The sequence below is a fragment of the Solibacillus sp. iso_87 genome, from assembly GCF_056173085.1.
The window spans coordinates 1,324,859-1,337,027 of record NZ_CM149656.1 but is presented as its reverse complement, the minus strand read 5'-3'; the positions used below and the strand labels follow the sequence as shown (position 1 = coordinate 1,337,027).

The 12,169-nt window shown below is 32.5% G+C and carries 12 protein-coding genes and 2 pseudogenes; 4 read left to right on the top strand and 10 right to left on the bottom strand.

Features of this window, described 5'->3' with window-relative positions:
* Window positions 1-262 precede the first annotated feature (262 nt).
* From AC0VXV_RS06525 to AC0VXV_RS06490, 8 genes and pseudogenes are all read right to left on the bottom strand, one after another.
* Entirely contained in the window at window positions 263-679 is a 417-nt protein-coding gene (locus AC0VXV_RS06525) for a hypothetical protein (RefSeq protein ID WP_475530823.1), read from the bottom strand.
* Between the two features lie 340 nt (window positions 680-1,019).
* Window positions 1,020-1,934: a hypothetical protein gene (locus tag AC0VXV_RS06520; RefSeq protein ID WP_475530822.1), complete on the bottom strand. Its 915-nt coding sequence runs from the start codon at window positions 1,932-1,934 to the stop codon at window positions 1,020-1,022.
* Window positions 1,935-2,168: 234 nt separating this feature from the next.
* Window positions 2,169-2,324: pseudogene (locus AC0VXV_RS06515) on the bottom strand (site-specific integrase); the annotation flags it as partial.
* 578 nt (window positions 2,325-2,902) lie between these two features.
* Entirely contained in the window at window positions 2,903-3,460 is a 558-nt protein-coding gene (locus tag AC0VXV_RS06510) for a hypothetical protein (RefSeq protein WP_475530821.1), read from the bottom strand.
* Between the two features lie 505 nt (window positions 3,461-3,965).
* Complete coding sequence (locus AC0VXV_RS06505) at window positions 3,966-4,196, bottom strand: hypothetical protein (protein ID WP_475530820.1); 231 nt, start codon at window positions 4,194-4,196, stop codon at window positions 3,966-3,968.
* Window positions 4,197-4,646: 450 nt separating this feature from the next.
* Window positions 4,647-5,473, bottom strand: a pseudogene (locus tag AC0VXV_RS06500) (GNAT family N-acetyltransferase).
* 107 nt (window positions 5,474-5,580) lie between these two features.
* Window positions 5,581-5,820, bottom strand: coding sequence for a DUF3977 family protein (locus AC0VXV_RS06495; protein WP_475530819.1), 240 nt, complete (start codon window positions 5,818-5,820; stop codon window positions 5,581-5,583).
* Between the two features lie 194 nt (window positions 5,821-6,014).
* A complete protein-coding gene (locus tag AC0VXV_RS06490) occupies window positions 6,015-6,314 on the bottom strand; it encodes a hypothetical protein (protein WP_475530818.1) in 300 nt (99 codons plus the stop codon).
* Window positions 6,315-6,588: 274 nt separating this feature from the next.
* On the opposite strand from AC0VXV_RS06490, the gene AC0VXV_RS06485 reads away from it, so the two are divergent.
* The 3 genes from AC0VXV_RS06485 (at window position 6,589) to AC0VXV_RS06475 (ending at window position 9,100) form a co-directional block, all read left to right on the top strand.
* Window positions 6,589-6,993, top strand: a complete 405-nt coding sequence (locus AC0VXV_RS06485; protein ID WP_475530817.1) for a hypothetical protein — start codon at window positions 6,589-6,591, stop codon at window positions 6,991-6,993.
* 546 nt (window positions 6,994-7,539) lie between these two features.
* On the top strand, window positions 7,540-7,932 hold the full coding sequence (locus AC0VXV_RS06480) for an ImmA/IrrE family metallo-endopeptidase (protein ID WP_475530816.1): 393 nt from the start codon (window positions 7,540-7,542) through the stop codon (window positions 7,930-7,932).
* A 37-nt stretch (window positions 7,933-7,969) separates the two neighbouring features.
* Window positions 7,970-9,100, top strand: a complete 1,131-nt coding sequence (locus tag AC0VXV_RS06475) for a tyrosine-type recombinase/integrase (protein ID WP_475530815.1) — start codon at window positions 7,970-7,972, stop codon at window positions 9,098-9,100.
* A gap of 95 nt (window positions 9,101-9,195) precedes the next feature.
* On the opposite strand, the gene glnA is transcribed toward AC0VXV_RS06475, so the two are convergent.
* Window positions 9,196-10,542, bottom strand: coding sequence for a type I glutamate--ammonia ligase (glnA, locus tag AC0VXV_RS06470; RefSeq protein WP_339199636.1), 1,347 nt, complete (start codon window positions 10,540-10,542; stop codon window positions 9,196-9,198).
* 40 nt (window positions 10,543-10,582) lie between these two features.
* Window positions 10,583-10,978, bottom strand: a complete 396-nt coding sequence (locus tag AC0VXV_RS06465) for a MerR family transcriptional regulator (RefSeq protein WP_475530814.1) — start codon at window positions 10,976-10,978, stop codon at window positions 10,583-10,585.
* A 315-nt stretch (window positions 10,979-11,293) separates the two neighbouring features.
* On the opposite strand from AC0VXV_RS06465, the gene AC0VXV_RS06460 reads away from it, so the two are divergent.
* Entirely contained in the window at window positions 11,294-12,151 is an 858-nt protein-coding gene (locus AC0VXV_RS06460) for a YitT family protein (protein ID WP_475530813.1), read from the top strand.
* Window positions 12,152-12,169 lie beyond the last annotated feature (18 nt).

Genomic DNA, 12,169 nt, shown 5'->3' with positions numbered 1-12,169 from the left:
CGGGTGGAAGGAACGTTATTTTCCGGCATATATCTAGATCGTTTCTGGGGTTCGCGAGACCCGCAGACTTTTCAAATATCGCCAGAAGGACCCACTTTTATTTTTTTAGAATAATAATTACAATAAAAAAACGACGCAGCCTGAGCCACATCGCCTGTCGTTATGTTGTTTGATGAATTTTGCATACTAACATAATAGCACATTCATTTTGAAAAACCCTGCCAACTTCCTGCCAAAAATCTGCCATGTTTATGTTATTACTTCAATCTTTTTTGAACAAACTTTGGAGGTACTTAACCTTCGCTCTATTTCCTTTCGCCATTCCTAAGTTAATAGCAAAAATGAAAAGTGCTATTACATATGAAAGCAGTATTGTTATTGTTGCATATAATTCGTGCAACATTATCAATTTAATAAAAATACCATATGCACTTAAGAATCCTATTGTTATAGCGACCAATCCCACAAAAATCGTTGTCAAATCATGTCTCTCATCCATTGCGTTCAATCTAGCATTTATTACTTTTTTATAATACTCATCTAAACTTTCATATGTAATTAACTTCTTTTTCAATTCTATATCCGATACCTTTTGCGCACTAAAATTCTTTTCTAAAAACTTTAAAAGAGCTTTGTCACTTTTCTCAAAAATTTTATTTTCTAACATTCTTTTTTTCATACTTTCACCACCTTTTATTTTTATTCTATCATCATACTCACATTAACATATCTTATATTCTGTTAACCTCTACTGCACTCTGTAAATTCAGATATACCAATTCTTTAAGGTACATTTTACTTTTGAGCTTTACAAGTTCACATTGAGTAAATGTTATTCGCACACTAAAGTATGAAAGCGTTTTGAAATGTTCCTCACTTCCTAAAAACAACAAAATAAAAGCCCCCTATCACAAACAAGGGGCTTTACATATTATCGTATTAAATTGGGGTTTTATTCTTATTCAAATAGAGGTACAATCGTAACTATTTCTAAATGAGAAGAATATGTAGAAAGTTCTTTATTTGGTTAACTGTTTTTTTCTCCGTTCAAATAAATTTGTTACAGAATAAGAGACAAAAAAACCAATTATTAATAAATTGAATACATTTCCTATAAAGTGTTCTATTAAGGGAATAAAGATTAACATTCCATCTTCCCCTTGTATTCTTTGAGGAAAATTAAAAAAAGGTTCTATTCCTTGATATATAACAATTGAAATATACTCCCATTTTATTGGGTCATTACTGCCAGAAAAGTTTTCATATATTTTTTGGGCCTCGTTAGATTCATAATATCCAAAAATATGGTTATTTTCCAAATAAAATAAGCCATAATTAAATCCTATTACAACGAAATTAAAAAATAACAATATAACAATACAATTAATAAATTGGAAAAAATAAGATGACATTACATCTATAACATTCTTAATAAACAAAAATGAATAAAAAATTGATATAGTTGTTATTACTAATAATAACTTTAAGCTATATTCACTCTCTAGAAATGCTAAATTAAATTGTAAGATATAAATAAATAAAATCATTAAGTTCATGATATAAAACATAACCTTTGTTATAAAATTATTGTAAATTTCAAATCTATTTGCGTTATGTATATAATCTCCGACTGCCAAAATACATATAATCCCTACTACAATTTGAATAGGGAAATTATAACTATAATCCAAAGGTAAAGATATAAAGGTAAACGACATTATGTATACCCAGTATTTCCACTTAATATATGTGTCTAAGTAAATGAAATTCTCCAGATTTTCATCTAAGCTTCTATCGAATAATGATTTAGTATTATTTGATTCGCCCACGATTGTTGAAAATGAGTACCGCTTATACTGAGTAAATTTTATAATTGTATTTAGTAAAATTCCTATTAATACAACAATAACTAAACTTGCTAAAAATAATTTCAAATTATCACTCCCACTAAAATTATCATTGTTTTTAATTAACCTAAATATAGGTTAATTAAGTCGCCGATAGTAATAACACTCATCACTAGGACATTTTTTACAATCATAATAATAACAGAATTCCCCAATTAAAAATATCTTTCCTCAAGATAGTCCTTGAGGGAAGATATTAATCAAACTATATTTTAAATTATCGATCCTTATTTTAATTGACATATTTAAAACCCATCTAAACTATATCCTCAAATTATTAAGCGCTTCATATGCTTCTTGAATAGCGTCTTGGTTTACCCCAATATATTTAAGCGTGATATATGGTGCACTATGGTTAAAGATATCCTGTAGCAATGCTACATCTTTGTCATTTTGGTACACCAGATAGCCGAAAGATATCTTGTCAAGATATATCTAAGTTCCACTTATTTCAATACTTTATACATAGAATATATGTATTTAAAGTAAAAGTACTTTTAAAAATATATTGGAACATTGTTTAAATGAGCTTTTATTCAAGTCAATGAAACTTATAAAGCAGCTTATATACTGGCTGGTCATGATCTTTAATTTGCATATAAACTTGTATAGCCATTCTTTTATCGGTATAAATTTGGATCTTCTCTAACACTCCCCCAAGATAAACATTGCTTCACAATATGGCCCTATAATGGAATAAACTTTATTATCACTTAACAAATTCTTTATCTAAAAGAAAAACCGAAATCCCTTATTTACAGAGATAGGTAATTCCGGTTCATCTTTTTTATAAATGGTTAAACTTTTTTCAAAACGGTACGACTATTTTATAAACAGTACAACTTTATTTCAAATCCATACTTCTCTGAAAATAACTAATAAAAAAATCGATAAACGCTGCTATAACAACGTTTATCGATTTTTCTTTTAACTCCAAACTTGCATTTGGGAACATTTATAAGGTTTATTTTGTAGGCTTTATAAACTAAGGTTTTTTAGAAATCAATTGAATCCGCTATCTGAACGAGTATTTCAGGAGTTACTACATCAGAGACATTTCTATCAATACCAAATGCATATTGCCAATGAACTGTTTCAAAGACTAAAAAATTAACTGGAAATCTTTGATTTTCAATATAGATTGCATCATTTCCATTTTTTAGTTTAAAGACTTTAGATTTATACTTTTCAAATGGGATTTTGTATTGAAGAGGTCGTACATCAATCTTAAAGTGATTATTAGGAAAATGTTCACTTATAAATTTAACTTCAAGAGTATCATTTACTTCGCCTTCTAAATCATTAAACCTGCCAAGGTAATGCGTAAAGCTAATTGGTGGTACTCTAAGTGGCAATTTAAGTTCTTGATTAAAATGTTGTTCAAAATCGACTACTGCAACATCTACCGATTTGTACCCTATTTCAAGAAGTATTTCCTCAAAAGGTGGAGGAGTATCATTTGTATTCCCCGAAACATGTCCATCATCATTTATTTCCAAAATTAAGAAACCTAATAAATATAAGAAAAGAGGGAAAACTTCTTTCAACTTCATCACCCTAAATTTTATTTAGGTTTATTTTGTCCAGTTTAGATATAACAATTCTTATTTAAGTAAAACGCTGCTGTAATATTCTCTAACGCACATCAAACATCGTTTGGTCACCTTTTGTCTCGGATTATTTTTGAGAAAAGCCATGAAAAAGAAAGGAAAGTAAGTACGAAAAGCAATCGCTTATTCCACAAACGGGCCAAATTGTTGAATAACAAAAGGTGCTGATTAATTCAATAGCAAGTATAAACACCGTTCCATCTAGGGTTTGCATCATCTGTATAAAATGCTGCATAACCTAATGACAAAAGGGCGCGAAACGTTGATTTAACAACTTTTCGCGCCTTTTTTATGTGCCTTCAAACTTTAATTTGGGAATGTTATTTTGTATTGAGATGTATTAGTGTTTCGAAATGAATAAAAATCCATTTTGAAAAAAGATTAATTAAATGGGTTTTTATACAGCAAATTTTAGTTTGGTTTTATAAAAAGGTTGACTTTATTCATATTATTTTTCTATTAGTCGAACTATATATTTTGCAACAAAGTATGATAATGGAATACCTAGTAACATTGTAAGATTGAACATAAAATAATTGAAAAGAAAGAAATTTGACAAGTATGCACAGAATTTAAAGTATGGTATAAAAACTATTATCATTAATACTATAAAGCCCGCTTGTCTCATCATTAATTTATTTTCTCTAATCCTCAGTTCTTCCTTCCGTTTTTCATCCATAAATAATTCCACCTTTTCATTTATTGGTAGCATTTGGTAACATAATTACAGTCTAGTCCCGTAATCAAAATCGTATTTGGTGCTTCTTTTTATGTAAGGTAGTATACCACATGAATTTGACGTCCCCTTATTCCACAATCTGGGCGCGATTCTTCAATAAGAAGAATGCGTTTTTCCGTTAAATGGCCATATTGTGGAGCAACATTTTTTCTGGAGAGTGCTGAAATGATGCAGATTTATAACGATAAGTGATTTACCATACAAGTTTTTATGCAAATTAAAGATCATGCCCACCAAGTATAAAAGCTACTTTAGTTACATTTATTGACTTGCATAAAATCTCTTATAAATAATGTTCCAATAAAAAATCGGTAAACGCTCTACAACAATGTTTACCGATTTTACTTAGGCCCAAAATTGGGAACGTTTTTCTATTTAGAAAATTTAAATTTACTTAAAAGAAAATTCATATCCTATGTAGTTAAATGTCATTGTAAATCCTAAATTTTCAGCTACAGCAATAGAGGGCTTGTTTGATTCCATACAGTCCCAATACGGAATGAGATTATAATGTAAGCATTCTTCTACATAAGACTTTGCTATTTTTTGACCTAGCTTCTTTCCTTGATGAAGTTCTAAGGTTTCAATACTTACACAATGCACATCTCTAACGACAAAGTACGAAACACAAATACTTACAATTTCATTTTTATAATTGATACAGTAACCAATTCCATGATCAAAGAATTTTTCAGAAGAAGACCAGAACTCTAAAATTTTTGAATGTAAAAATTCGATATTTTTTATTGCATTGTCTTTATTTTCATAAAGCTGTTTTGTTATTTTCTCAGCTCTATACTCTTTTCCAATTGTGAGTTCCTTGTTATATGTATAATCAGCTTTTTGCAGCGTATATACACGTTGATTCCAGCTACCTAATTCACGATTACTCAACAATTTTTCAATTGCTTTATTCCATTTTGGATGATTACCAACAACTTCAAACCAATGTAATCCTAACTTTAGTGCCTCGGGTATAATGAATTGGTCAATAAAAGCATTTAATTCGTGAATGCTTCGTTTTTTTCATCTCCAATAAAGATAAAACCATCATTATTACCTAGCCAAATAAGGCCAGATGTTGGCGAATCAACATCATCTACAAATACTCTACCTGGATTAATTCCTTCAATTATTGCATTTGCTTCTAATTGACCATGCTCATATAACAGTTCTTTACACTTGAAAAATTCTAAGCTATTTAATTCTGTAATCATTAAAAAATTCCCTCACTTTCCATTTTTATTCGACCATAAATTACGAATACACTTTAATAAAAGCTACGAAAACGACGTTTGGTAACATTAATTGTATCTGAATAGAATTATGTACTACTAGTTATCCCAAAAATAAATTTAAATTTATTACGATCTTTCTTTTTCAATTTTATACCTTCTTTTAAGTCAACTATTAAAACGTTTTTCTTTATCCAAATTCTAATATAGATTGATTGCAAATGTATTGGTCCTTTGATACCTTTTTCTTCATATTCTGTACCATCTTCTAATTCCGTTTCAGTACGTATAAGCCAAGTGTTCCCTATGCCAAACTCAATAAATTTCATCTCTTATGCCCCTTGATATATGAGAAAATTTTACTTTTAATTATAATCCAATTTAGTCCCCAAAAAATCGTATTTGGGAACTTCTTTGTATTTAAGGTAGGAAACCACACGAATATGACGATCCCTTATTCAACAATCTGGGCGCTTTCCTTGAATAAGGCGAGCGTCTTTCTTCATGAAAAGGGCCAGATTCTTCAATAAACTTCTCTAAAAATATCAAGCTCAATTTTTTTAGTATTTCTAGTCCTTCCATTTTCCTTAAAGTAAATTTTAATTGTACCGGAGTCTGTTATCCAATTACCGACTTTATTAATAATTACTTCTTTATCATCATCAGGGGACTTACTTTCAACTAATAAGCTCTCTTCAAAATAGATCCAATAAATTAAAAAAAATAATATAACTAAGAAACCAAAACCCAATACTTTAAGTGTCTGTTTTTTTACAGCTCTAATTTCTTCTTGAATCAATTTCTCACTACTTAAGTTATTCATTTAGAACCCCCTTACCTATAAATGTTACCATAAAAATTCATTTGTTTTACAGTTTATCCCTTTTCAAGTGCTAAATTTATAAATATTCTTCTCTAGTGAAGGGTACTTTAGTCAAAGTACAATTGTAATTAATAGGAGGCGTAGATTATATTCGAGTTGTGCAACAATCGGGCGCTTTTCTTTAAAAAGGAGTGCGTCTATTTTCATTTGTAAAGATCAAGTAAGTTTATTTCCTTTTATTCAGTCATATCCTATCCTTAGATTAAAAAAGGAAGTGTATAAACTGAAAAAGGATAGAATTGCTTTAGTCGGAGCCGTAGTAATTTTAATTGTAGGAACCTTCTTATTTATCAAAAACTCTTCGTCCAAAGGAACAGCATCTGAAGTTCCACCTACAGTAAGTTCTGAGGAAATGGAGAATTTCCTATATGGAGATAATGGAATCGTGAATCATGTGCATAATGAATTATCGGAAAAAGGTTATATATACCGTCTTTTAATTGCTGCTTATTCGAAAGAAGATATTCAGATGAAAATTATCTTATTCAACAAAGAAGCTACAGAAATAGAGCAAGGAGATATAAAATCAATCTTCTATGAATTAGTTAAAGAAAACAATCTAAATCCCAAAGCTTTTACTCTTAAAGTGAGTGATTCTGATGATGGACCAGATTGGTAAAAGGTTCAGAATTTCATTAAACTAGCTAACTTAAGCTGATACTTATTCCACAACCTAGGCGCTTTAATTGAATATTTGCATCCCGTAATATATGATAAAAACCTTGTAATTTGAGTTATAAAAAATATAAAACCAACTGGTTAATTAATTTTCATTAGTAAAGCAGTTGGTTTATTTAATTGAATTAAATTAAAACCTTATCCTAACTCTATTTTAATTCAACAATTATCGTACTTCGTTCAGTCTTCCAATTTGATACATCCTTCATAATATTACAAAATTGGGTAGAGTCTAAATCATAGTAAAAACCCTATTTATAAAGTCATAATATGAATGAGGTATCAACAAAAAAATATATATTTCAACACTCAAGTGAGCTTATTTCATAGAATTTAGAAGGATTATTAGACATATTTTAAAGCTTATGAAATTCACGTAAGTTTCTAATTCTTTTATACGTTTTAAAAATCTCATTTGATACATTTAATAACATTCGAAGTTCGTCCTCATTTTTATCCTCAAGAATACTTAAAACTAGGCATTTATGTGTTTTACTGGCCAGATGCTAGCCAAGCGCTTTTTACAGACAATAAAGGATTTATATTATTAAAGGAAAGCCTGTCCCCTCAGCAACAATGGCAAGAGTTTTGCCATGAGCTTGCCCATGTTCTATTCCATGTTGGCAATCAAAGTAAGATTCCTCCGAGTTTTCGGGAGTACCAGGAAGCTAAAGCAAACATTTTTATGTCGCATGCAGCTATCCCTACTTTCATGCTTGATCGTTTACCTATTTATGATTTTGATATTATGACGGTCTATGAAGTACAAAAACTATTCAATGTGGAATATGAATTTGCATTGAAACGACTGCAGCATTACTTAACTCAACATAAATTGTATGCCAAATTGGATTATCCGAAACGATTCTCTAAAGAGTGAATTACATATAAGGTTAATTTGTAAAGGAGATGATTTTATGGCCTCATTTCGAAAACGTGGCAAATATTGGACCTATCGTATTCGTGTAAAAGGATTTAATGATGAATGGACAGAGTATACCGGGGGTGGCTTTCATTCAAAACCTGAAGCTAGAAAAGCAGCTATGCAAAGAGAAGTCGAATTAAAAAACAACGAATATCATGGTGGTAGTATGCTCTTTAAAATATTTGGAGAGATGTGGCTTGAGAACTATGTAAAAGACAAATTGAAGCCCAACACTTACAAAACATATCGTAATGCAATACGTGATCATGCTGGCCCTGCTTTTGGAGATATGCACCTACAGGAAATTCGTCCAATGGCATATCAAAAATTTATAGATAACATCATTGAAGGTGGATTAGCACATTCTACAGCTCGTCGTGTTCATAACGCAATTTACCAATGTATGAAACGTGCTGTGTTAAATGGATATATCGCTAAAAATCCATGTGAGAATGTTGTTATAAAAAAACTGCCCGTGAAAAAACTAAAATTCATAGAGCCTAGTCTCGTCCCTCAAATTTTAGAATACCTTTATCGTCGTGATTATACATTAGGTTTATTTTTTGAGACACTTTTTGAAACTGGAATGCGTAAAGGTGAATGTGCAGCACTACGTTTAGACGATATTGATTGGCGCGAAAATACTTTGCGTGTAGATCAAACCTTAGATTTCCAACCCGAAGAAGGTGACGATCTCCTCGGTGATCCGAAAACTTATTCCTCTACCCGCATCATCAAAATGCGTCCAAAATATATGCAAAAGCTCAAAACATTTGTAAAGTATCGTACCGAACAGAAGATGCTTGTCGGTAGCCTTTACAATCATGAATTAAATCTTGTATTCGCTCGTGATGATGGAAACCCCATTTCAAAATCCACTCTGTGGAATGCTTTTAAATCTTCTCAGGAACATTTAGAACTTGAGCCAATTCCGATTCACTCTACCCGTCATACACATGTGGCAATGCTTATTGAAGCTGGATGGGATATGAAATCGATTGCTGACAGATTAGGTCATGAATCTGCTACTACCACAATTAATACTTATGCGCATATATCGAATAAACATGCAGAAAATACCCTTCATAATTTCGATGAATACATGGGAAAATTGGGGCAATAAAAAAGTTTGTGGGCAAAATGTGGGCAATCAAAAATCAGCTTGTGGGCAACTATAAACATAAAAGCGTTGGAGCCTACAGCCCCAACGCTTTCCTCTTAGTACATCTTCATATATTGGTCGCGTTCCCACTGGTGTACAGATGTGCGGAACATATCAAACTCCACTTCTTTTGCTTCTTTGAAGTTTGCATAAATATGTTCACCTAACGCATCAATGATTACTTCATCTTTCGCTAAAGTAGCTAATGCTGCATCCAATGAACCTGGTAAACTTGCAATACCATAAGCTGCACGTTCTTCAGCATTCATCACGTAAATGTTACGGTCTACCGGTGCTGGTGGCTCGATTTCATTTTTCACGCCATCCAATCCTGCTGCCAAAATAACAGCCATTGCTAAGTACGGGTTTGCAGATGGGTCAACTGAGCGTAATTCAATACGAGTTGATAGACCGCGAGATTCCGGAATACGTACTAATGGTGAACGGTTTTTAGGTGACCATGCCACATAACAAGGTGCTTCATAGCCTGGTACTAAACGTTTATATGAGTTGACAGTCGGATTCGTCACCGCTGTAAATCCTTGAACGTGCTTTAATACACCGGCTAAGAAATGTTTCGCTGTTTTTGATAACTGTAAGTCTTCCCCTTCATCCCAAAACGCATTTTTGCTTCCTTGGAATAATGATAAGTTGAAGTGCATTCCTGAACCGTTCACACCGAATAAAGGTTTAGGCATAAATGTCGCATGTAAGCCATGTTTACGTGCAATTGTTTTTACTACTAATTTGAACGTTTGAATGTTATCGCACGCTTCCACCGCGTTGGCATATTTGAAGTCAATTTCGTGTTGACCCGGAGCTACTTCATGGTGTGACGCTTCAATTTCAAAGCCCATCTCCTCAAGTTCCAATACGATATCGCGGCGGCAGTTTTCCCCTAAATCTGTCGGTGCCAAGTCGAAGTAGCCACCATCATCATTTAATTCTAATGTTGGATTGCCTTTTTCATCTAATTTAAATAAGAAGAATTCCGGTTCAGGTCCTAAGTTAAAGCTTGTAAAACCTAGGTCTTCCATTTCTTTTAACATTCTTTTTAAGTTTGATCGTGGATCCCCTTCAAAAGGAGAGCCGTCCGGACGTGCGATATCACAAATTAATCGGGCAACTTTCCCTTTTTCTGCAGTCCATGGGAAAATCATGAAAGTATCTAAATCCGGACGCAAATACATGTCAGATTCTTCAATACGTACGAAACCTTCAATTGAAGAACCGTCAAACATCATTTTGTTATCCAGAGCTTTATCTAACTGACTTACCGGAATTTCAACGTTTTTGATTGTTCCTAAAATATCAGTAAATTGCAGACGAATAAACTTTACATTTTTATCAGCCACAATTTTTTTAATGCTTTCTTTCGTCGCTTTGCTTGTTCCATTCACCATTACATTTGCCATACATCAACACTCTCCTTTTTAGTTGGTCCTACTCAGTTTTATATTGAAAGAAACGCGATAAATCGCCTTGACGTAGAGATGGCTTTTGCATGCGCTGAGCTTGCAGCATTTCTTCACGCAATATAGTCCGCAATTCTGTATCTGTCACGCGTACTACGTCAGGTTTCTTTACATACTCTTTCGATCTCATTGCAAATACCTTTTTGACACCCGCCATATTAATGCCCTGGTCGAGTAGCTCTCTTATTTCCAGCAATGCATCAATATCATCAAGAGAAAACATCCTTCGATTCCCTTCTGATCTGGCAGGGACGATTAATTCATGTTCTTCATAATAACGAATTTGTCTAGCCGTTAATTCCGTCAATTGCATAACCATGCTAATCGGTAGTAACGGCATCGCTCTTCGAAACTCTCGACTCATTATCTCGCCTCCCTCTTCTTACCATTTACTTTAAACTAATGTAACATCCATTGTCAATCCAATGTTATAAAAACTAACATACGTTTTTTAGAACGATTTTATCGCATAATTCGAACATTCCCTTAAATGGTTTTTTAATCCATGTTATCTTTCCAGACATAATTCATAATTAAAAGACTTAAAATTTCATTACCAAGAAATTACTACATTACTTATTTATTTTTTTTGCAAAAAAATTGGTTAATTTACTCGTTGAAAAGTCATCCAGCCAAAATTCATGTATAATTATTATCATGCAAGTTGAGGGGGAATTTTATGACGAAGCAATACATCGCAAAGTCAATCGGACAAAAAATCATTGTTATTATTGGCGGTTTAATTGCCGCTTACGGATTAGAAGCAGTATTAATACCAAATAACGTATCAGATGGTGGAATCACGGGGATTAGTATCGTCATTTCTCAGTTAACACCTGTATCATTAGGCCTGCTGATCGCCTTTCTAAACATCCCGTTTATTTATTTAGGATATAAACAGATCGGAAAAACCTTCGCAATCAACTCCGTTATCGGTATTGCATCATTAGCAATTGGCACTTCGCTTATGCACCATGTACCAACTATTATTACTGGCGATGCATTGCTTATTACAGTTGTAGGTGGGATCATTTTAGGTATTGGTATGGGGTTAGCACTTCGTAATGGGGGTGCTCTTGATGGGATAGACATGCTTGCAGTATTACTATCGAGAAAACTGCCTTTTAGTACAAGTGATCTCATTCTATTTTTAAACTTTTTCGTTTTCATCATCGTATCATTTGTATTCGGCTTTAAAGGTGCTTTGTTATCAGCAATTGCTTATTATATCGCATCAAAAGTTATCTTAATTGTGGAAGAAGGACTTAGTGGTTCTAAAACATATAAAATCATTACAAAAGAGCCGGTTAAAATGGTCGAAACAATTCGAGATCGTTTAGGACGAAGCGCAACTTTCAGCACAGTATACGGTGCTTACTCCCATCAGGAATTCCAAGAAATTACGTGTGTAATCAACCGAATGGAAGAAAGTAAAATAAAGGTAATTATTCGAGAAATCGATCCGAACGCCTTTGTAACAGTATACGAAGTGGTCGAAGTTAAAGGTGGAAGCTTCAAAAAGCAAAATATTCACTAATACTGAAAATGGGTATGT

What these genes read in the sequence shown, in the direction of transcription:
- AC0VXV_RS06490 (WP_475530818.1), bottom strand. Translation starts at nt 6,314, where the DNA reads ATGAATAACTTAAGTAGTGAGAAATTGATTCAAGAAGAAATTAGAGCT.
- AC0VXV_RS06465 (WP_475530814.1), bottom strand. Translation starts at nt 10,978, where the DNA reads ATGAGTCGAGAGTTTCGAAGAGCGATGCCGTTACTACCGATTAGCATG.
- AC0VXV_RS06495 (WP_475530819.1), bottom strand. Translation starts at nt 5,820, where the DNA reads ATGAAATTTATTGAGTTTGGCATAGGGAACACTTGGCTTATACGTACT.
- AC0VXV_RS06460 (WP_475530813.1), top strand. Translation starts at nt 11,294, where the DNA reads ATGACGAAGCAATACATCGCAAAGTCAATCGGACAAAAAATCATTGTT.
- glnA (WP_339199636.1), bottom strand. Translation starts at nt 10,542, where the DNA reads ATGGTGAATGGAACAAGCAAAGCGACGAAAGAAAGCATTAAAAAAATT.
- AC0VXV_RS06510 (WP_475530821.1), bottom strand. Translation starts at nt 3,460, where the DNA reads ATGAAGTTGAAAGAAGTTTTCCCTCTTTTCTTATATTTATTAGGTTTC.
- AC0VXV_RS06475 (WP_475530815.1), top strand. Translation starts at nt 7,970, where the DNA reads ATGGCCTCATTTCGAAAACGTGGCAAATATTGGACCTATCGTATTCGT.
- AC0VXV_RS06505 (WP_475530820.1), bottom strand. Translation starts at nt 4,196, where the DNA reads ATGGATGAAAAACGGAAGGAAGAACTGAGGATTAGAGAAAATAAATTA.
- AC0VXV_RS06525 (WP_475530823.1), bottom strand. Translation starts at nt 679, where the DNA reads ATGAAAAAAAGAATGTTAGAAAATAAAATTTTTGAGAAAAGTGACAAA.